This is a genomic window from Capnocytophaga sputigena, assembly GCF_900446695.1.
GTDB lineage: Bacteria > Bacteroidota > Bacteroidia > Flavobacteriales > Flavobacteriaceae > Capnocytophaga > Capnocytophaga sputigena.
In genome coordinates, this window is record NZ_UAVP01000011.1 from 44,111 (window position 1) to 65,756 (window position 21,646).

The following is a 21,646-nucleotide window of genomic DNA, read 5'->3' on the forward strand; positions in this document are numbered from 1 at the left end:
TAAACAACTAATTGTGATCAATTTTTTCATAACTGTTCAGGTCTATAATTGTTAGGTTCTGGAGCCGCTTTGCTACGAACTATTTTTATTTGCCAATAGAATAGATTATTCCTGTGATCTGAATAATCCATAATATTGGTGGTCATTTGGTATCCAAATGAATATTCTCCATTACTTTGTATTTCTCTATTTCCTCCTTGAAGAGTTTGAGGAATATGATTTCTATTCTCAAAGGAATGAGGTAAACCCAAACTATGGTATACTTCGTGTGTTATCACAAATGGCTTTATACGGCTTGTAGTTACTACTGCCTTATTAGGGGTATAATAAGCTGTCGTAGTTAGACTATCATCAAAATATCTTTGAGAGAAAAAGAATATAGGGAGGTAATCCTTATATCTTTTATTATACTCTGCTTCCAGATTGACTGTTTTTCCCCTTAATCTTTCATTTAATATAGCTTTTAACTTTTTTTTAAGATTTTCCTTTAAATAAGTACTTAAATGTTGATGACCTGTAGGTGTATTATATAATAAATTGTTGTTACGAGTATAGGCTCTATTAAACTGATCTCTAAGTGTTATACCACTCAAATCTAAATCTACTTTTTTAAATATAGGATCTATTAAGGAATTTCTTAAATACTTACGTAAGTATTTTTTTTGTTCTAACAGCTTTGCTACTTCATATCCTTTTTCAGCTACTCCATTGTAGTCTACATCCGTGATCACATTCACCATTAGCAGTTTTACCACTTTGCGATTGGCTTTGCTATTAGGCATTACGTCCAAGACACCTACTATCTTTTTCTGCGCAGGTTGCCCATTAGTACCTTCTGTAAGAGCATACGCTTTTATCTGTTTTCCGTTTAAATCTCCAAAAGGCTTTAAGCACTCTATTTCAACAGTAATGCTTTTATGATTTCCAACTGATTTTGAGGATATTTTAAATATGTTATATCCTTCTGGTGGTGTGTAAGCTACCTCTGGGAGAGGGGGTTGTGGTGGTGGAGGTCCTACAGTAACACCTTGTTCACTAATATTAAAAAACTGACTCTCATATTCTATAAAGAGGTTGTTAGGCTCTTCATACACATCATATATGATATCAAGAACTGCTACACTTCTTACTTGTTCATTTTCATTCTTATATAGGATAAGTTTAGGCACAAAATACCTATATGGTGTGCCATCGCGATCTATTGTTACATTTCTATACTCACTTTTAAATTTTTCGATTACCGCAGTACTACTCTCAGGCTGAAAAGGAGTATTAGTGTCATTATTGTGATAGAACCCCATAAGCGTGTCTATTTGTGCTGTATCACCTATTAGGTTAGTGTCATTTTCTCTATACCAATCAAAGCCATAAGTAGGGTTATCACTTGAGGCAGAGTCATCTTCCCAATCGCTATTAGGTCTAAACATTACTAAGGCTTTGCCTTCAATTACAACGGGGTCTTGAGCAAGGCTTTCCGCCTTATTACTATGCTTTGTTCCTTGCTCTCCCTTCACCTCAAGCAGCCCTTTAGAGTTTACCGTTGCCAACTCATCGGAGTGGATAAAGAGTTTTTCAGTACCTGCTACATTGGTTTCTCGGGCTTCTATCTTTATCTCTTGGTCGGAGTTTATTAGGGCTTTGCCAGCTTGGGTGTGGAAATAGTCGGCGATGAGTTGTTTCATAAATGGAGTAGTTACCAGCATTTGTTGTAATACATTGAAGAAAGCTGTGTTGGCTACGTCCATCACTAAATTGTTGCCGGCACTAAGATTGAGGTCTTTACCTGCGCACAATGAGATATTCTCAGGGGCAGAAATCTCTATGTTCTTGCCTTGGGTGTCGAATCTTAGGGTATTGCCGTTCTTATCTGAGAGTAAAATGCTTTCGTCTTCGGTGAAGACGAGTTTGTGTCCGCTACGGGTTTGTATGCCTTTGATATCGTTGTTTGTGTTGTGGAAAGGACTGTATTCCTTACCGTTGTAGTTACTGCCTACTACAAAGGGACGTTCGGCGTTTTGGTCTTCAAAGTCTACCCATACTTCTTCACCTATTTCGGGGATGAAGTAAAAGCCTTTGCCACCTCCTGCGTGGGGTTGTACTACGCGTATCCAAGGGGTTTTGGTTTGATGTTTTTCTTGCCAGATAAACTGTACACGCACGCGCCCTAAGCCTTTAGGGTCGTTGTTATCGGTAACTCGGGCTACTTGCTGTTCAGCTCGTGGGAGGGCTTGTTCGTCGTAATAGTAAGCGATATACACATCGGGGATGGCGATAAACTCGTTTTCATAATCATACCCCGACTGGTGGTGCTTGATGTCGATAATGCGATAGCTTTCCATTGGCTTATCGTTGATATCCTTTAACTTTATAAAGCCTCCTATGCGCAGATGTGGATTTCTACTTTTGCCTCGTACTTGCATCAGTTGCTCACGGCTTTCTTTCTCACGACGAACTACATCTTTTAAATAATCACCTCTAAATTGTTCGGAGATTGCATTATAAGGAATTGTTGGTTTCTTGGTAAATACCTTTTCAGATGCTTTGATTGCGGCATACTGGAAAGGGTTTATTTTGTCCTGCAAATGGACTTCTTGGGTTGTTTTCTGTTCGGTATTGCCTGTTTCTACATCGTAAGAAATATAAGAGAAATTTTGTGGTTTGATCATTAGTTCAAACTCTACATTTATCAGGTCTCCTCCCTCTAAAAGAGTTACTGTTTTTTGAGTTTCGTTGTTGAACATCAACTGGGTGCCATTGTAATAGAAAAACTCACCGTAACGACGGGCAAGGCGTTGGATAAACTGATAATCGGATTCTTTGTATTGTACTACATAGGGGATTTGGTAATTGGTGTTGAGTAAGCCATCGGTGTTGATAGTTACTTCTTTATATTCTTCAGTAGCTTGTGCTACTATTTCTTTGAGGGTTTTATTTTCATACGACTGGCATTCTTTTCCGCTGTCTAACAATATACTGGGAGCAAAGCCTGAAATATATAAATTACCGTAGCCACCTCCTTCGTTTTTCTTATTGCAGATATTGGCTATAATTCCTTTGAAGGATTGTACAATGTTGCCTTTTTGGTGAAAATGAATTGTAATTTTTTCTCCCAGAAGGTTTTTGGAGTTTTTCATCACTTGCCCGTAAAAATCATCGATAGCGGTATCACTTACTACGATGGTAAATTCGTCGTGGGCATTGGTGTGCTGGGTAAGGAAGGTTTCGAAGTGGTTTTTGTTTAGAAAGGGTTGGTCGCCGAGGGTGAGGGTAACCATTACCACGGGGTTGTTTTTGTCCTTTACATAGTCGTCATAACTTTTTATGGAAGCAAAGCGGGCAAGAGTTTGAGGGTCGTTCACACGGCCTGGGACTGATGAGGTGTTGTGAGTGTTGTTTTCCATTGGTAGTTAGTTTATTGTGTTTGTTGAGGACAAATGTACGAAAGATTTTTTGAATGGACAAGGGGTTGAATAAAAAATCTACTTTTTCTCTTTGAGCCTTCCAGCACTTGTATAGCGTTTTTGGAAGTACTCATCATTGAAGTCATAGATGTTTAGCCCTTGTGTGGTACAAGCCAATATCCTGCCATTTCCTAAATATAAGCCTACATCGGAAATAGGTTTGAACTTATCGTATCTAAAGAACAAAATATCACCTTCTTTCAAGTAAGTACGCCCTGTGAAAAGTTGTAAATCCTTAGAGCGGAAGATGCCATCGGGAGTCTTGGGAAAAGTAGTTTCATACACTTCACTGAACAAGGCTTGTATAAAGTAAGAAGCATCTGCCCCCTCTTGTTTTTCTAAGGTCTTTTCCTTATAAGGTGTTCCTATCCACTCATCTATAAAAGCATAGAGCTTATAATTAGTGATTTTTTTAGGAGGTACAGCCAAAATAATGGAGTATTTCTCTCTTAAGGCTAATTCCTTATCGGATAGGTTTTCTCCCTTATCATCTACCAAGGTATATTGCTCATTGATTTGTTTCTTTTGGGCTAATACTGCTTTGTAGAAAGCATCGGTAGGGTAATGATAAGGAAGCTCAGCAAGGTAACGGCTTGATGAGCAAGATGATAATGCAATTGTACTAAAAGTAACGAAAAGTATTTTTAAGTGTTTCATTCTATTTATTCGGTTATGTTCGATTTTTTCCAAGCGACTTCATTATTTTCCCAGAGTACCTCTATAGTATCTCCTTCTTTAAATTCACCTGCTACAAGTTTCTTAGCCAAAGGACGACGTAACTTAGCACGAATGATACCTTTTAAAGGACGAGCTCCATAGGTGGCATCATAGCCTTGTTCTGCTAAATGCTCTTTTACTTCTTGAGCAATATTGAGTGAGATGTTTATACCCTCTGTTAGGTTTAAAAGCTCTTTTTTCAAATGTATTTCAAAGATTTTTAGAGCATTTTCTTTGCTAATAGGTGCAAAAGGTACTATCTCGGTAAGACGTCCCAAAAACTCTGGTCGGAAATAACGACTCATTATCTCCAAAAGAGTAGATGAGGAAGGAATATTCCCCTCAGTAAAGGATTTGACAATAAAGTCAGAGCCTATATTGGAGGTAAAGAGGATAATGGCATTAGAAAAATCGCCTTCTTTACCCAAACGGTCGTGCAACTTCCCTTCGTCCATTATTTGTAGGAATACATCAAATACAGAGGCGTGGGCTTTTTCTATCTCATCAAAAAGTACGATAGAGTAAGGTTTTTGTCGGATTTTATTCACTAATAAACCACCTTCCTCATAGCCTACATACCCTGGAGGTGCCCCATAGAGTAAGGCTGCCGAGTGCTCTTCTTTGAACTCAGACATATCAAAACGGATAATGGCGTTCTCATCTTGGAAAAGGAATTCGGCTAAAGATTTAGCCAATTCTGTCTTCCCTGTTCCTGTAGGTCCCAAAAAGAAGAAAGAACCTATCGGTTGTCCTGCTTTGCTCAATCCGGAGCGATTTTCGAGTACAGCCTCACTGATAATAGCAATAGCGTGGTCTTGCCCTACTACCCGTTCGGAAAGAATAGCATCCATATCACTCAAACGCTGTTTTTCTTCTTCTTTGAGTTTGCCTATAGGAATATTCGTTTTTTGAGAGATGAGTACGGCTAAATCCCATTCGGTGATGTGAGAACGTTTTTCTTGAGCTACTTTTTCAGCTTCGGTAATGAGTTTGCGTCCATAGCTCAATAGGTTATCAGCAGTTTCAAAAGTAGTAGTTTGTTCCTCTTCTAAAAGGGTAGAGGCATCTAACAAAAAGGGAATGCGCTGTTTGATATCATTCAATAACCAAGCAGCGTTCTTTTTGCGTTGCTCTTCTGTAAAACCTTGTGTATTGTCCTCCAAGTGAATTATTTGTGTAAGCAAGGCATTTTTTTCTTTTAAGAAAGATGCTCCTGCTGTTTTCACAACTGACATTGTATGGTCTATGAGGTCTATCGCTGAGGCAGGCAGACTTTTCTCTTTTAAATACCTTTTAGAAAGACGTATGGCTTCCCAAATTGCCTCATCGGTTATGGCTATATGATGGTGGTTTTCATAAGCTGAAAGGGTTTGACGCAACATTCTAAAATGGGTTTCATCATCACTTTCTTGCAATTCTACCTTTTCAAACAAAGGTTCTAAACCTGATTTTTCTATTTTTTTGGTAAATTCATCGATAGTAGAAGTGCCTATGACAGTGAGTCCTTTAGTAAGTTCACTTTTAAGTAGATTTGCCATAGAGGAATCAAAAGAGTTACCTAAAAGTGCGTGTAATTCCTCGATGATAAGTACTGATTTAGGATATTGCTTGAGTTCTTGGGCTATGTTCTTGATACGGTCTTCTATTTCACCTTTATAGGAAGCTCCTGCTATGAGGGCTCCCATATCCAATTCAAATACAGCTAAGTTAGACAACACATCGGGGACTTGGTTAGATATAACCTTCTGTACAAAACTATTGATAAGGGTAGTTTTTCCTATACCTGAATCGCCTATGATAAGCACATTTTGTTTGCTAAATCTGCACAGTATTTCGGTAATTTTTTGAGTTTCGGCAACTCTGCCAACAGGTATTTCTTTTGAGGCTTTAGCTTTGAGGACATCTTTTTTATTAACACAATATTTTTGCAAAAACCCTTTAGCCGTGGAAGAAAGAGGAGCAGAAGAAAAAGGTTTTTCGGCAGAGGCAGCAGGAAGAGGGGTCGTTTCTAAGAGTTCAGCACGAGTTACAGGATAGGTTTTCATTTGGTCGAAATTAAAAGCTACTCCTTGAGTACTCAATGCTATAAATACATCCCATAAGGAGATTTCCTCCTCATCTAAAATTTCTCGAATAGCTTCTGCTTCAGTGAAGATAGTGTCTATCACTTCATCGGGGTCACAGGAATAAGTGTTGGTAGCTTTTAGAGCTTCCTCAATGCGCACTTCAGCCCATTCTTCTAAATAGAACACATCGACACCTTTAGATTCCAAGAGCTTTAAGAGTGGTAAATCTCTGTTGAGAACGGCTTTCAATAAGTGCCCGCCAGAGTAACGAGCATTCATATTTTCACGAGCTATTTTCTGTGCTATCTCTAATGCTTTAGTAACCTCTGGGGCATAGCTCAATTTCTTTTCTTCCATTGTTTTGTATTTTTTATGATTGTTATTATCCTTTTTTCCAAAATATTTTTCCTTTTACTTTGTAATAAACATATATATTTTGGATACAAGCGTTATTAACGTCCTTTTGCAGGCGCAAATTTTCTATTTTTACTTTCTTTCCAGAAATTTCTTTGCAAAACTGTGCAAAGGGTACGATTTTATCGTCATTGATAACTACAGGGACTTGGTAGTTCTCACAAAGATAGTCTTTGAAATCATCTTTGGTTTTAGCTTGAGAGGCTACCCCATTGAGAAGTAGGATAAACTGTTCATTAGAGATATCAGGGACTTTTTTTGCAGAAGGAGGTGTGTCCTCTTTTTTAGGAGCTTTTGGAGCTACGGGAATATTGGTAAGCATATCTACCAAGGGGTCTTTCTGTGCTTTCCCCATAGGCAGCGAAAAATTGCTATGAGGTTGTTCATATACATAACTCTCCATATCTATAGGCTCTTTAGCCACTACGTGTTTAGGGGCTACATAAATAGTTTTGGTAGCAATGTGGTCTAAATCGCCATTGACGATAAGAGTTATCTTCTTTTGTCCTACGCGTTTGAACTTATAGGTTACAGAATCACCCACAGCATCAGTAGAGGAAGTTTCTCCAAAACTCCACTCAAATGAGATGCCTCCTTGTTTTTGTCCTATGAATTTAGTGGTTTCACCTAAGAAGACCACATCAGGAGCTTTGATGGTAGGCAGGTAGCCTACTTGTTGATTGAGAGAGGTAATGGTAAGCACCTTTTGAGAAGTACAAGAGCCGTTGATAGTAAGAGTTACCACATATTCTCCAGTCTTTTCATAGGTGTGAAAAGTACGCTGTCTAAAATCGGCAGGAGAACCATCGCCAAAATCCCATTTCCACGATTTAGCATTTTTTGTTTTATCACCAAACTCAATGACTTCCTTCACAGCATAGTTATCAGCAAAGACATAGAAGTTAGCCTCCTCGCAATCTACGTGACGAGAGCATTGGAAAATGAATAAGAAAATACCAAGACAAAGGAGTACTCCAAAACTCCAATAGATTTTAGGGTCAAATTTAGGAAAAAAACCAGTAGAATTATAATTCATATATCTTCTTATTAAAGAAACAATAGTAATTTAGAGGCGCAAATTAATATTTTTTGACGAAACAACCAACAAAAAAGAAAATATTTTTCAGTTTTTTAGGTAATTAAATTTTAAAATGTTGAATATTAATTAAATGTAAAACAAAGGAATTAAAGTATTTTTTACTTATAGATGTTCTATAGGTACTTTCTTTTAAGATGATTTTTCTAATATTTTTTGTTTTATCTCTGATTATATGTAATCTAAAAGAATATTTTTTTGAAATTACTAATTAAATGTGTATCTTTGCACAATCAAATCAATAACTTAACATTAACATTTTAATACTTAACAACAATGGTAAAGAAAATATTTTTACTCACCTTTATGGCAATTGGAATGACTGCCTGCTCTAAGTCTGACGACACTCCTACTAATACTAATAATGGAGATAACAATAAGCTGCTAGGAACTTGGGTAGGTACAGCAGAAGTTATTGCAGAAAAACCTGCACAACAAAGTAAAGTATTAGAACTTTTTAAAAAATCGTATGGAGCTTTATTAGGTAGTCCTGAAAGTAATTATCAAACCTATACAGTTAAAGTAGTTTTTGACAATGAAAAGAGACTAAAAATCACCGATAAAACGGGGCAGTATTCTTTTCAAGAAATAAAATACTCAACTTTAGGCAACAAAATAGTTAATGAAGAAAATAAGTTGCCTTTAGCTACTTATTCTATTGAGAATAACAGATTATTAGCTGAAAACACAGACTTTTTCTATTTAATAACAGATACTAATTTGGATAATTTAACTAATGCCGAAGAATATCTAAAGGAATTTGCACAGTTAGACACAACAGCTCCTGACTACGCTAACAAGCTAATAGAATTGCAATTAAAATATGGTTTAGCCTACAAGTACAAATATAAGTACAATCTTGTACGCCAATAGATATAAAAATACCCCTGATAAGTATAAGCTTGTCAGGGGTATTTTATTATCGTTTAAAAGCTTTGTAAGTGCGCTGCTGCTCATCTTGAGATGTTTTATTTTCTACAACCTTATTCTCAGGATTTTCAGCAGTTGGACGAAGTTTAAAGAATGTTTTATTCTCTTCAGCCCGTTCTTCTACAAAGTTTATTTGCGGGGCATTGAGGCGCTCTTGCTTTTCTTGTTTGTACTGCGTAATAAGTCTTTCGCGGATAATCGGTAATTCCTCATTGATTGCTTTGTCTATAGAGGCTATTTTATTTTCTACAATCTCTTGCTGATGTTGAAAATCGGCTATATTGACACCCTTTTTCGCCAGTTTTTCAATTACTTGCTCGATTTCTTTTTTAGCCCTTTCTACTTGTAGTTGTTCATAAGGTACTTTCTCTTTCCAATAATCACTTGCTTCTTCTTTAGCCCAATCTTTTACTCTTTTATAGTGCTTTTGAGCGTTTACATATACTTCGTACACTTTGTTGTATTCCTCAAATTTGCGAGAGATAAAACCTAAATCGGCAGCATGTTTGGTTTTCTCATTCTCATAGCGTTTTTTCATTAACTCTACTTCAATTTCAGCCCGTGTTTCGGGGTTGGTGATGATAGCAGTTTTGAGTTCCTGTGTATCCACATCAGACACATCAATGATATTTGCCCCTTTTTTGATAGCTTCCATATAACGAGATTGCTTGGCTTGTAGTTTTTGGAGCATAAACACATCAATACTATCGTTGGTGAGCATATAATTCACACGTACATTTTCCCATTTGTTGCCTTGTCGCCACATTCGTCCCTCTGTTTGTCGTAAAGAGGTAAAGTTGTAAGGTAGCGTTAAAAGGTACATATCGGTAGTGTTTTCTTGCAAGTTCATTCCCTCTTGGATAGCTTCTGAGCCAATAACTATCTTTATCTTACCCGCATTGAATTTTTCTTGAATATCCAAACGTTGGTTTTTGTTGGTAGCCCCAGTGATGATACCTACTTCATCGGATTTGTAGCCTACTTGGTCTACCAAATACTCTTTGAGACGAGGAAATTGTTGTACTGCCAACTCAGAATAGATGATTTGCCCCGCTTCAGGCTTGTCGGTTTTGTTCTGACGAATTAAGTCCATTGTAGTTTTGAGTTTGGGAGAGTTCTCTATAAAATCTTTAGTACTTACTTTGTCTACATCACCTTCGTAATTTTTAGAGAGGTAAGGAGAAAAAGCGATGAGTCTTGCATTGAGGATGTGAGAAAGAATAGCCCCTTCTTCACTTTCGTCAAAAAGGAGGTTTAGGGTGTCATATTCTTTTCTTGTAAACTCATTTTGTTCAATCTTGTATTCCTTATTGATACGGTTAGGGCGTACCAATTGCGGGTTATCCTCTTCGCCTTTAATATCAATAAACTCGGATAGAAGTTGTTGAAACAGCGCGTTGTTCTTAAACCTGCGTACATTGGTTTTAAACTTTACATCACCTTTGGCATCAATTTCCATATCGTTGTCGGCTTCCATAAAGGTCTCAAAAAAGTTATTTACATTGAAATAGCCTGATTTTTCTAATCGCTGATTGGCAATAAGGGATAATACAGAATAATACTCTAACGGCTTGTTAGTGAAAGGAGTTGCAGAAAGTAAAGTAACATTACGCCCATCGTAATTTTCTTGTATATACTGAGAAGCTACCCAAGTGTTGAGTCCCAATTTTGATGGGCGTTGGTTCTGACTGCGGAAATCGGAGGCAAAACGCCTATCCTCGATACGTACCTTATCTACGATATGGTTGGCGTTGTGTACTTCATCAAAAGTAAGGTGGTCAAAACCAAAATCTTCCCAGTCGTATACCTTGCCTCGTTTCATTATTCCCTGCATTTTCTTTTTTTTTGCAATAGCTATTTCTATCTCACGCATCGTTTCATCGGAAACACCTCCCGTAATAGGATTTTCTAAGCTATCAACATCCTTTTTGTTGATATAAGAGAATTTTTCAGCCAATCGTTGGGTAATTTCATCACTAAAGCCGATATTCTGAAACCCCTCGTAAGTTACTAAGGTTATTTCACCGTCTTTATTGTCAAAATGAGACAAATCGTAATCTTTACCAAGGTTGCCTAATACATTCACTTTGGCATTAGGAATAGCTTCAAAAATAGTTTCTACCCACTGTTTTAAGATACTATCATTAGGTACGACAATAAGAGGACGTTTGGCATTGCCACGCTCCATAGCCTCGTGCATAGAAAGTACCCCTGAAAGGGTTTTACCAAATCCTACTTCGTGGGCTAATAGCCCAACTCCTTTGGTAGTAAGACGACCGATACCCGCTTTTTGAACTTCTGTTAGCTCTAAAGGTTTGCCTTTGAAGTTTTGGTTTATTTTAGAGAACAAAGGGAACTGAGAATAGTCAGGTATATGGAGGTTGTTGTATTTGCGGTTGAACTCGTTTACAAAACGCTCTTTAAGGCCATTAGGAAGTTCTTCACGTAGAAACTTTTGAAAGAGGTTATTAGCCACTTCTTTACGGCGTTCACGTATCAAAGCATTGCGCTCTTTATCACTACCTGTTACCGCCTGGTTGTCTACAAATTCTCTGACCTCCCAAGAAGAAGAGGGCTCAAGGGCTTGGCTTGGTAATTTTAAAACAAAGTCTTTGAACTTATCCGCTAAATTATAATCTACTTTGACCATATCATAGCGCCTCATATAGCTGTTATAGACCTCTTTCTCCACTTTTCCTAAATCAAAATTATGTACAAACTCGTGATTAGGTGAAATGATAATATCTTCTAACTGTTTTTTAGGAGGTAAAACGCTTTGTAAGAGAGATTTTTGTTTGTTATATTGTGCTTTTAGTTTTTCATCATCTAATCTACCTGCAAAATCAACTGTTAGACGTTCTAATTTTTCGTAAATATCTCCTTCGGCATAGTAAAAATCGTGAATGTACTTTCCCTTGTAATAATTAGCATACTGGGCGTGTATTTCAGGATTGGCTATTTCGCCATTGTAATTGGTATCAGTAAAGGCTTTTACTTGCTCAGGAGTGATGTTATGACTATTCTGTAAAGCTGTATCTACCACGATATCATCTTTTACAAAATGATATTTGAGTGTCTTTTTGCTAATCTCTGGAGTGGATTGTACTTTGTACTCACCAGTATTTTCTATGGCTTGTTTTTTGCTTTTAGCAACAACTTCAATATCCGTTGCTTCTTGTGCCTTTTTAAATTTCGGGGTATGCTCTTGAATAATGCTATCCGCTTTCTTGCTAATATCCGAAAGTTCTTCTTTGGTAAATTTAGTATTTTTTCTATCGAGTTTTCTCAGTAAGGCAGCATAATTATCCCATTCAGTAATGACTGCTAATGATTTAAACTTGATATTCCTAAAGATATTAATTGCTTGTCCTACTTTTTCTTTAGCTTCAACAAGTAAATTGTTATACTCTTCATTAGGGACAGTAGTCACAACAACATCTTCTTCTTTTTCTGCAATAGGTTCTTTGGCAGGAGCACTCTCAAAAGTTGAAAACATATCAAGTTGTACCTCTCGTGTTGTTTGAGTTTGTTCAGGTTGTATGACTTTTTTGGTAGTAAACTCTTGTAGGCGTGTAAGGGCATCATCTAAGTTGCCTTTCACGTAGTCCTCCTCACGACCAAAGCGGTTTTTGCGCTGTAAAGTATCACCTAATATCTGTTGAGGGTGTTCCTTAAAATAGTTGCTGATATTTTGGGTTTGCGCCTGACTATTCTTTCTAAGAATTACAATATCAGTACCTACATCGGTGGCTTTGAAAACTCCGTTAGGCAGACGATACGCCTCAGAGAGTTCAGCACCTGAGAGTTTATCCTGTCTATTGAGCCAACCTGAAGGAAGTACCATTGCGAGAGTAGCCCCTTCGTTCATTACATCAAGGGAGCGTTTTACAAAATAATCTTCGTAGCGGGGGAGTTTAGTTTCTTCACCTAAACCCAAATAAAGTCCTCTATGGTTTCCATAAGGAGGGTTACCTATCACTAAATCGTATTGAGGAGAAAAGTCTTTTTTAATACCTTTATCGGTTATAAATTCCGTTTCAAAGGAACGTAGATTGATAGAGGCTTCGGGGTGTAGAAGTTTGGCTATTTTGGCAGTAGTTTCATTGATTTCAAAGGCAGAGACATTGGTTTTTAGTCCTAAATTATCGGTAGCATGCAAGAAGTTACCCGTACCTACACTGGGTTCTAATACATTGATAGACTGCTTACCTGAGAAATTGTTTTTGATAAGGTTGCGTACAGCATTCACTAACTTTTCATCGGTGTAGTATTCATCTAATACCCCGCGATTATCTTTGGTAATACCGCCACTTTTATATTCGCTAATGGTGTTTTTTATCTCATCAGTGATTTGTATACCTTCATTGAGTTGGATAGTATTATCATCAGCAACGAAAGTCAGCGAATTGACTAAGGTTGTTATTTCCTCGTTGCTGACTTTCGTGTTGTTAGGTTTGTTTAAAAGGGTAGGTCGTACAGATTCTTTAGGTAATTGTTTGCCATCTCCTTGAGGTTGAGATCGGTCTCCGTTTGGAATATCTCTTCCAGAGCTTTGATGTTCTTCTGTTGAAAGAGGTCTTTGATTAGGTAGAATTTGCGGTTGTGCTCCGTTGTGGCTGCCCATTTGGGGTCTTCCTGTTCGTCTTCCCAAATAGCTCCGCTCTGAGCTGCTAAGTCCATTTCCAACATTGTCGCTGCCCATTGCTTGTCGGCTTGGGTTATCTCCTTCTTGCTGGGATTGGCTTGGCGTGAGAGGTTCTCTAAGGTTTGGTTCAAGTGGTTGCTCTCCCATTGGCTGAGATGAGGATACTCGATTGGGTTCAATTGTAGTGCTTCCATTTTGTGTGTGAATTTGTATGTTATTATTATCGGCAAAGATAGTGTTTTTTGAAGAAAGAAACAATCTTTTATTGTTAAAATCAAAAAAATCATAATCGTTGAAAAGTTCACTGAGTTGATGAAAATGAACGCTATTTACTTTAGCGATATGACTATCGTATTCACGTTTCAAATCTATATAATTATCAGCTGTATAGCTAATGACAAAAGTCTCATTCGTACTTTTGTTTACCGCTTTCATTCCTTTTTGTAATTTTATTTCTTCAGAGGCATTACTTTGCTCTATGTTTTTCTTGTAGTTAAAAACTTTTAAATGATAGTCGTTCAAGTCTTTTACTTCACTTTTACCTATTCCATAAGCCCCTCTTTGGTCTATGCTGTTCTTCAGATTGTTGAGTATGTTTTGAGTAGCATCGTTACCTGCTTTATCTCCATCTAAAAACAAATGTATTTTACCTGTATAGTTTTGAAATTGCTCAATAAAAGTACCTGTGTTGGTAATAGAGTTTAGCACTACCAATGTACGGTCGTTAGGTTTGCCATTATCTTTAGCCATTTGCAGATAAGAAAACATATCGGTCATTCCTTCAAAGACAACCATTTCATTGCGAGTACCAGTTATAATGCTTATATCACTTGCTCCTACTTTGGCTTTGACATAAGGATTACGTACATCATAACCTCCTGATTGATTGCGTAAACCAATACCAAAATAGTTTTTACCATCACTATTATTGCGGTAATGTACCTGTTGAGCGTATTGTTGTAGAATTTCTTTTGAGATACCACGCCCTGCGAAGTATTCTAACAACTTATCATTGTTAGGTATAGTCACTTGAGTAATCTTAGTGCTGGGGGCTTTTTCTGTGTAATGCTGAGTGGGAGTAGGTCTTTTATTTTCTGTTTTTTGATTTTTAACACTTTGGCTAATAGTAGTATTAGAAAAGTCTTTCAGAAACTCAACAGCTTCTTTCCAAGTTTTCTTTTCAAGCTCCATTACAGCTTTGAAAATTTGACCGCCTTTACCCGCTTTAAAGTCATAATAGCCTTTTTCATCTACTGAAAATTTCTCGTTATCCGTAAGAAAATAGTAGTCGTGTCCGCGTTGGCGGTCAAATTTCACTCTGCCTTGTCTTTCAAGGTAGAAGAAATAGTCGACAATGGAAGTGTTATTCACAATATTTTCAATATCTTGTGGTGAAAATGTAGCCATAGGATAAATTTATTTGTGTTTTTCTATAAAATCATTGAACTCAAAAATGTTTTTAGCCTTACTATCCCACTCTTTACGAGGGAGGAGTTGTAAGGATATAAACACATCGTTTAGTTTGTTGTATAAATCTATACGCTCTATACGCCCTCCATATTTATCCCCTTCTTTTTTATATAGTGTGTAAGGTAAAAGGGTATCAGTTGGATGAATATAATAAGTTGTGTAATTCTCAGGAGTAATTATCCTAAAACGCTTGTATTCTTTTTTAAAAAGAATAGTATCACTGAGGTCTTTTCGGTAATCGAAATTCAAAAGGTGTTGCGATTTGAATACTGCTCCTTGTTCTTTTTTGTGTTTAGGGATAGAAGGAACATTAGAAAGCGTTGAAAATATGAACTGCTGAGGGTTTCTGTCAGTGATATCAAAGGCAAGTGAGTCGGTAATGATAAAGATTTTTTCAGTGAGTTCAGGTTCATCAACATAAGGAACAAGTTCTACAAGGGTGTCACCTTTGTAATTGAGTTTAGAGATAACAACGCTTTTCATATCATCTAAGCCTTTGGAGGCATTGAAATAGATGTTGGACACTATATCAATACCTCCCTTTTCGGCTTTAATCTCCTTTTTACTACAAGAAAAGCACAGCAATGCAGAAAAGAGAAAAAGAGTTTTTTTCATTGTTTATCAATTAAAGTGTTATCGTGAAATACTATGTTCAGGAACGTTGTTCTTTTGTTGAGACTGAGTAACTTCGGGTTTTACCAATTGATTTTGGATAGTTAGCCTATTCATAGTGCTGTCGTACAAATTGAGCATTTTCCACTGAGGGTTTAACACTGCAAAACCTTGTATTTGACGGTTTTCTTGTTGGAAAGTTACCTGAGTGATATTGCCTTTTTCCAAATGTTTTTTAGTGCGTTCTCTCTCAATATCATTAGCAAATGTTAAGTTGGATTTTTGCATAATGTTATCTATATCCACACCATAGGCATTCTTGTTGTACCACTCGTATTTGTAGTTGCCATAGTCTGTTTTAGGCTCTTTCATATTGAGTTTGATAAAGCTTTCCGTACGTGAAAGCTCTCCCGTTTCTTTATTCACTACATCGTGCTCTATTTTTACTGAGCGCCCTTCAAGTAAGTTGATAGCTTCTTTGGCAGTAATGTTGTTTTCTTTCTGCACTTTAAAGGTTTGAGAGCGTTCCTCGCCATTTTTAGTGGTGAGGTTTGCGCGATAAGAGTTTAAAAACACGCCTCCTTGTTCGGTTTTAGTGAGGTTCAAGTCGAATGAGACGGTATTTCCTTTCATCAGTCGGTCGGGGTAGTTGTAATCAGCGCGAACAGTTACTTTATCTTCAGGAGATAGTATAGCATTCTCTAAGTTCTTGTGCAGTTTAGTGTCTTCGCCTAAACCAAGATATTTTACTTGGTTTTTGAGGTAGTTTAGCTGGTTGGATTGCTGCTCTGAAAGCTGAGGAGAGGATTGTGCTTGTTGCTGGGTAATCTCTACCACTTTTCCTTCCTTAATGGCAGTATCTAAAGCTAACTTGCTCCAGTTGAACTCTTGGTTACCTACATTTACGCCTATAGGTTTCATTGTTAGCTCATCGCTACCATCTCGGTGAGCATTTTTATCAATCTTAACAACTTCTAAAACTGAGTTACTCTCTTTGAATTGGAATTTTTGACCTACTTTTACATCATTGTTTTGACTTTGTTGCTGTTCAATGTTGTCAAGAATGCCTACAATGTTGGCTACATATACTTTATTAACTTCTTTGCTTTGTGTATAGGTATTGTCATCAACCATTTTTTCTACACTCTTTACAACTTCTTCAGGGAAGTTTTGTTTTAAAGCTTTGTATGCTTCAATTTTGTCAGATTTAGTATTACCCCAGTCTGCATTATAATTATCAAACTCTTGGTCTTCAGAAAGAGCATAAGCTTTTGCTAAAGGATAGAGTTCTTTAGGCATTTCTTTGAATTTTTCGGCTACTTCTTGTTCTGCTGTATTCATTTGTTTGATAGGATTTATTTCGGCAAGTTTGTATTGCCCGTTATTTATTACTTCTTCTAATTTTGACCGATACCAAGGGATTTCTATTCCACTTCCTATAGAAGGGTCTTTTAGAATGACCATATCTTGGCCATTTTTATCTTTTGCAAATTTTGTTACTTCAAAAACGTCCTCTTGGTAATGGAGTTTTTGACCTATTTGCAAGTCTATTGTAGGCTGTTGTTTTGCTTCCTTTTGTTCTGTTGTTTCCATTTGTTTTACAGTGTTTAAAAAGTTATTAATCTTGTTTTCTAATTTCTCTTTTTCGTCCTTTGATAGTACTTTTTCAAAGACTTCTTCAATAGAGTTTGCACCTTCTCTCACAGCGTTTTTATCTACAAAATCTCTCTCTTGAGGAGAAAATGATAGGTAGACTTGCTTGAGTCTGTTCATTTCAGTATCATTTCCCCAAGCTAAATCACCCATAAAACTATTGAGAATATCGGTATTTAAAGATTTTTTAGGTGTATTCACCTCTTTTAATCTCTCTTCATTAAGAAGTCGCACAATGTCAGACTTATAAAGAGTAACTTCTCTATTAGAAGAGGTACCACTTAGATAGATTTTAGGGTTGGGTTGCTCACGGATACTATGCACTTGTAGTGTTTCATCGTAATCTTTGGAATAGAATTGCTGTCCGATACTGATTTGTATGTCTTGCATTTGATTAGTTTTTTAGGTTATTATCTTCTAAAACCACGATGGCGGTGTTGTTCTTGTTCTTGTTGCTCTTCTCGTTCACGGTGACGATTAGCATCTTGATAGAGGTCGTCGTCATTCACATCTAAACAGAGTTTAGACTGCTGTTGCTTTTGTGATTGGCTTTCATTAGGTGTAGTATCGTCTATGGTACTGATGGTTTTGGATACAATGTTTAGATTATTGGTGATTTCTTTGCCAATCTCAGGGAACTTGTCAATTTTATCCTGGAAATAGCCTTTGAGTTTGAGAAGCTCATTTTTAAAACGGTTACTTTCCTGAATATCTTTTTTTTCTGCAACCACTTGAGCGATTTTCTCAGTATCCTTGAGCAGGTCATATTCGGTTACTTGTTGTGTTTTTTGGTCGTAGATAAAGGCTTTTTTCTCAATATCTATGGACTTACTATTGGTGAGTTCATTTAGCTGACTATAGACAATTTCCTTTTGACTTTGTTTTACAATCTCGTCAATGGTTTTGTCACGCTGATAGATATTCACATTTAGACGAGTTTTGTTATCCGTCAGGAGGAAAATCAAACGGTCTTTACCATTATCGGCAATCATAGCGTGTCCTTTAAGGAAATTTTCAATATCCTTGTTGGAGAGCTTTTTAGAGAAGGTATTGTCTTCACTCATAATACCATACTCTTTTAGGTCTAATGTAGGTAATTGTTCGTTCATATTGTTACTGATTTATTTGTTTTTAAATTTAATTAACTGTTTCACCATCTTGATTAATTCAGGAGCTAATAGCCCTATACATACTCCCAACATTAGATTAACAGGAGCTATAGATTTTTTAATAAGAATAGCTAACTCATTAGCCATTTGAGCTTCTTTAGAGGTAATGAGAGTCGAATCATCGATAGATTGTAAAGTACCTACAACCAAGCTATTAAAATAAACTACTGATACAACAATTACTATAAAAATCAATAGTAATATAACGTTGCAAATAATTTCTAATTTCTGTTGTTTTGTCATTTTTTCTTATTGTTTTTAAATTCAAAATCTACTTTATAATTTTTGAGTACTAAGTACGCTTCAAAGTCTTTACCCGCCTTGCTTTTAAAGCCTTTTAGCAAACTTGTTTTGCCTTTGGCAATAAGGTCGGCCACTTGCTTGGCGGTGATGGTTTTATGGGCTACTTCTTTCCAAATGGTAAAGTCGCAACCGTTTTTATAGTTGGTGCAGCCAAAGGCTTTTTTACCCTCCACGATTTGCCCTTGTTTACATTTGGGACAAGTTCCCAAGGTAGGGCGTTCCACCTTAACAGTAGCCTCAATGCTAAAGATGTTATGTACCATATTCTGCACGTATTGCAATAGGTTATTGTAATACTGTGTTACTAATAACTTTCCTTCTGTTATCTGCTTTAGCTGATACTCAAGGCGAGCCGTTTGGGCTACATTCACCACTTCTAAATCTTTGATAGCATTGTAAAACTGTAGCCCCAACTCTGTAGGCAAATACTTGTTCTTCTGCAAGGTGATAAACTGCCTTTTTTGAATAAGTGTATCAAGTATGCCAGGGCGAGTTCCTTTGGTACCAATTTGTAAGCCTTTTAGTTCAAACTGAGATGATAATTTCTTGTGTAATTCGGGCGATTGTTCTTGTAGGAACTTGTCCAAGTTACATAAATCATCGGTAAGGGTTGCAGGTGTGTATATAGCGGGAGGTCTGCTCTCAATTTCACGAACGTTTTTCGCCTCGATAGCGACCGCGTCGCCCTGCCTGTAAGGTAGATCCAAAACAGTAATTTTTTCATCGTCTGCTTCACCCTCTTCATCAGTAGCTGCTGTTTTGTTTTTAGGCGTGTAACGCTCCCAACCTGCATATAACAGTTTGTTAGTATTGGTTTTAAAAGGCGTTCCTTGATTGTCAAAAAGATATATTCCTTTTTCATATTGAGAGCTCTCGGAAAAGCTCTCTAAACAGCGATATAGGATAAGTTCAAATACACGGCGTTCCCGCTCGGCTAAACTCTCTAAACCATTGGTGTAACCTGTAGGTATTAAAGCATCGTGTGAACCTGTTATTTTGCTATCATCTACCGATTTGGGTTTTCCCATAAAAGAAAAGTTGGTAACGCCCAAAAAATCTCTACACAAACCGACAAAGAACTTTTGGAGGTTGTAATATCCTTCTTCAGTGATATAGGGGTCTTCAGTACGCGGGTAGGACAAATATTTACCTTCATACAGCTTTTGAGCAGACGCCAACACTTGGTCGGGCGTGTACTTATAGAGTTTGTTAGCTACAATCGTCAAACTGTCCAACGTATGCAATAGAGGCGGGTTTTTAGACACTTTTTTCACCTCGTGAGACACAAAGCTATGAGCGGGCAAAAGTCCGTTAAAAACGGCTTGGGCTTGCTCTTTGCTCTCATATATGGGGCTCTCGGTCGTATAGGTAGTACCATTGTAAGAATGATTAGTGATAATTTTGTAAGTATAGGTTTTTTCGTGCCCCTTATTCTTGATGTACCTATCACAAATAATCTTTAAAATAGTACTTTGTACGCGTCCTATCGATAGCAATTTACCTTGCCCTAATTGGAGGGTGGCTGCTTGGGTGGCGTTTACGCCAATGAGCCAATCGGTAAAAGTACGAGCATAGCCACTTTTACAAAGGTTTTCCAAAAATGGGTCACCCTGCTTGTAGATAGGGTGGGCAAAGGCTTCACGAATATTTTCATCAACTAATGCCGATACCCACACACGAATAAAGGGTTTCTTGCACTTAAAATAGTTGTAGATGTACCTAAAAATAAGCTCTCCCTCGCGGTCGGAGTCAGTAGCAACAATGATATTACCGATTTCAGGACTGTTCAGTAAGCTGCCTAACTTGTTGAGTTGGGCTTGTCGGTTCTCCTCTTTCTTAGGTACGTACTTATAATCTTTTATCTGCAGGAGCAGGGGCAAATAGGATTTATCCCATTTTCCTTCCCCTCGATAGGCGGTATCTTCAGCAAGTTCTAACAAGTGTCCAGCTGCACAGGAAAGGATAGTATCGCCTTTCTCGTAATGGCCTCCTTTGAGGGTAAAACCTAATGCGCGGGCGTACTCACGCATTTGAGTTGATTTTTCGGCTATGATTAGGGTTTTAGACATAATCAATTATTTTATAGAGTTTCTTTTGTAGATAAAATCACGTAAATGATACATTATATCTACATATACATCTCTTGCGTCTATTTCTCCTTCTGTAGAGATAAAACCATTAGGGCGCATTGATTTTAGATATCCCAATAGATTTTTTACGGCATCTAACGCCTCTTGCTTAAGATTGTCTAAATATTCTTTTTGTTCTTCGTTCATAGTTTTGTTATTTTAGAGATATTAAATTGTTTAGAAATGTTACTGGGTTGATATATTTATTATTCTGTTTCACTGAAAAATGCAAATGAGGTGCGGTAGAGAGTCCGGTATTACCGCTTTTTCCTATGATAAACCCCGCTTTTACGGCTTCTCCTTCTCGGTAATAGACTTCAGATAGGTGACAGTAGGTTGTTTCAAAATTCTGATGTTTAACTTTGATGTATACGCCTCCGCCTTTGCTATCCCTGCCTACCCCGCTAATTACCCCGTCTAAAACAGCGTATATGTGTTGGTAGTTAGCCCTTAAATCAATGCCGTTGTGCATACGCTCTTGCTTTAGAATGGGGTGAAAACGCTCTCCAAAATGAGAGGTAACGTACAATTCTCCCTTCAGAGGCAGTGAGAGCCGTACGGCTTCTTTGGTAGGAGTAGGTTGCTCATTGTCCTGCTGTTTGGTATGTGTTTCAGTTACTGCCTTTTTAGCAAGGGATAAGATAATAGAGTCTTGCACCTGTTTGAGGATATTAGGTGCAGTAGGTTGTGATTGACGGATAAGTGTCTTCAGCGAATCTACCTCTTTGCGAAGGGCTGCCTTTTCACTTCGAAACAATCGCTTCCACACGCCACTGCCTTTTTTTTCTGCACTTACATTGCTATCACTTAGTTCATTATTCTCTACTACTCTAAATTTCTGGTACTCTTTTTCGGGCGCTACTTTTGGGGTGAGTGTATTGAACTGCGCATAAGTGCTACCTATTGCAGAAAGGAAAAGGTATAGGGCAATTGTTTTGATATGTTTTTTATTGGGTTGCATTCCTCAGGTGTTAGGTTTTA

At 37.3% G+C, this 21,646-nt stretch carries 13 protein-coding genes; 1 reads left to right on the plus strand and 12 read right to left on the minus strand.

The window, feature by feature from the left end; genetic code table 11:
* Positions 1 to 26: 26 nt before the first annotated feature.
* The 4 genes from DR017_RS12280 to DR017_RS12295 form a co-directional block, all read right to left on the minus strand.
* Entirely contained in the window at positions 27 to 3,401 is a 3,375-nt protein-coding gene (locus DR017_RS12280) for a type VI secretion system Vgr family protein (RefSeq protein ID WP_002678270.1), read from the minus strand.
* A 78-nt stretch (positions 3,402 to 3,479) separates the two neighbouring features.
* Entirely contained in the window at positions 3,480 to 4,118 is a 639-nt protein-coding gene (locus DR017_RS12285; RefSeq protein ID WP_002678065.1) for a C40 family peptidase, read from the minus strand.
* Positions 4,119 to 4,123: 5 nt separating this feature from the next.
* Positions 4,124 to 6,601 (minus strand): AAA family ATPase, encoded by a 2,478-nt coding sequence (locus DR017_RS12290; protein WP_002678192.1) that lies wholly within the window; start codon positions 6,599 to 6,601, stop codon positions 4,124 to 4,126.
* A 25-nt stretch (positions 6,602 to 6,626) separates the two neighbouring features.
* The gene (locus DR017_RS12295; protein ID WP_002678277.1) at positions 6,627 to 7,694 is read right to left on the minus strand and encodes a PKD domain-containing protein; all 1,068 of its coding nucleotides are present in this window, start codon (positions 7,692 to 7,694) and stop codon (positions 6,627 to 6,629) included.
* Between the two features lie 336 nt (positions 7,695 to 8,030).
* Between DR017_RS12295 and DR017_RS12300 the strand changes: the two genes are divergently transcribed.
* Entirely contained in the window at positions 8,031 to 8,627 is a 597-nt protein-coding gene (locus DR017_RS12300; protein WP_002678177.1) for a hypothetical protein, read from the plus strand.
* Positions 8,628 to 8,673: 46 nt separating this feature from the next.
* Here the strand turns inward: DR017_RS12300 and DR017_RS12305 are convergent, their stop codons facing one another.
* The 8 genes from DR017_RS12305 to DR017_RS14470 are packed head-to-tail and all read right to left on the minus strand — an operon-like array spanning position 8,674 to position 21,626.
* Positions 8,674 to 14,736: a DUF8464 domain-containing protein gene (locus DR017_RS12305; RefSeq protein ID WP_002678050.1), complete on the minus strand. Its 6,063-nt coding sequence runs from the start codon at positions 14,734 to 14,736 to the stop codon at positions 8,674 to 8,676.
* A 9-nt stretch (positions 14,737 to 14,745) separates the two neighbouring features.
* Complete coding sequence (locus DR017_RS12310) at positions 14,746 to 15,414, minus strand: hypothetical protein (RefSeq protein ID WP_002678077.1); 669 nt, start codon at positions 15,412 to 15,414, stop codon at positions 14,746 to 14,748.
* 18 nt (positions 15,415 to 15,432) lie between these two features.
* Complete coding sequence (locus tag DR017_RS12315; protein WP_232501545.1) at positions 15,433 to 17,454, minus strand: hypothetical protein; 2,022 nt, start codon at positions 17,452 to 17,454, stop codon at positions 15,433 to 15,435.
* Between the two features lie 20 nt (positions 17,455 to 17,474).
* Complete coding sequence (locus tag DR017_RS12320) at positions 17,475 to 18,173, minus strand: hypothetical protein (protein ID WP_002678067.1); 699 nt, start codon at positions 18,171 to 18,173, stop codon at positions 17,475 to 17,477.
* Between the two features lie 12 nt (positions 18,174 to 18,185).
* Positions 18,186 to 18,476 carry a hypothetical protein gene (locus tag DR017_RS12325; RefSeq protein WP_002678286.1) on the minus strand — a complete coding sequence of 97 codons (291 nt, stop codon included), beginning with the start codon at positions 18,474 to 18,476 and terminating at the stop codon, positions 18,186 to 18,188.
* Positions 18,473 to 20,605: a type IA DNA topoisomerase gene (locus tag DR017_RS12330; RefSeq protein ID WP_002678088.1), complete on the minus strand. Its 2,133-nt coding sequence runs from the start codon at positions 20,603 to 20,605 to the stop codon at positions 18,473 to 18,475. Before DR017_RS12330 ends, DR017_RS12325 begins: the two co-directional genes overlap by 4 nt.
* A gap of 6 nt (positions 20,606 to 20,611) precedes the next feature.
* On the minus strand, positions 20,612 to 20,812 hold the full coding sequence (locus tag DR017_RS12335; protein WP_002678111.1) for a hypothetical protein: 201 nt from the start codon (positions 20,810 to 20,812) through the stop codon (positions 20,612 to 20,614).
* Positions 20,813 to 20,819: 7 nt separating this feature from the next.
* On the minus strand, positions 20,820 to 21,626 hold the full coding sequence (locus tag DR017_RS14470) for a M23 family metallopeptidase (protein ID WP_002678205.1): 807 nt from the start codon (positions 21,624 to 21,626) through the stop codon (positions 20,820 to 20,822).
* Positions 21,627 to 21,646 lie beyond the last annotated feature (20 nt).

Excerpts from the sequence above, each read along its gene's own strand:
- DR017_RS12280 (WP_002678270.1), bottom strand. The coding sequence starts at position 3,401 with ATGGAAAACAACACTCACAACACCTCATCAGTCCCAGGCCGTGTGAAC.
- DR017_RS12285 (WP_002678065.1), bottom strand. The coding sequence starts at position 4,118 with ATGAAACACTTAAAAATACTTTTCGTTACTTTTAGTACAATTGCATTA.
- DR017_RS12290 (WP_002678192.1), bottom strand. The coding sequence starts at position 6,601 with ATGGAAGAAAAGAAATTGAGCTATGCCCCAGAGGTTACTAAAGCATTA.
- DR017_RS12295 (WP_002678277.1), bottom strand. The coding sequence starts at position 7,694 with ATGAATTATAATTCTACTGGTTTTTTTCCTAAATTTGACCCTAAAATC.
- DR017_RS12300 (WP_002678177.1), top strand. The coding sequence starts at position 8,031 with ATGGTAAAGAAAATATTTTTACTCACCTTTATGGCAATTGGAATGACT.
- DR017_RS12305 (WP_002678050.1), bottom strand. The coding sequence starts at position 14,736 with ATGGCTACATTTTCACCACAAGATATTGAAAATATTGTGAATAACACT.
- DR017_RS12310 (WP_002678077.1), bottom strand. The coding sequence starts at position 15,414 with ATGAAAAAAACTCTTTTTCTCTTTTCTGCATTGCTGTGCTTTTCTTGT.
- DR017_RS12315 (WP_232501545.1), bottom strand. The coding sequence starts at position 17,454 with ATGCAAGACATACAAATCAGTATCGGACAGCAATTCTATTCCAAAGAT.
- DR017_RS12320 (WP_002678067.1), bottom strand. The coding sequence starts at position 18,173 with ATGAACGAACAATTACCTACATTAGACCTAAAAGAGTATGGTATTATG.
- DR017_RS12325 (WP_002678286.1), bottom strand. The coding sequence starts at position 18,476 with ATGACAAAACAACAGAAATTAGAAATTATTTGCAACGTTATATTACTA.
- DR017_RS12330 (WP_002678088.1), bottom strand. The coding sequence starts at position 20,605 with ATGTCTAAAACCCTAATCATAGCCGAAAAATCAACTCAAATGCGTGAG.
- DR017_RS12335 (WP_002678111.1), bottom strand. The coding sequence starts at position 20,812 with ATGAACGAAGAACAAAAAGAATATTTAGACAATCTTAAGCAAGAGGCG.
- DR017_RS14470 (WP_002678205.1), bottom strand. The coding sequence starts at position 21,626 with ATGCAACCCAATAAAAAACATATCAAAACAATTGCCCTATACCTTTTC.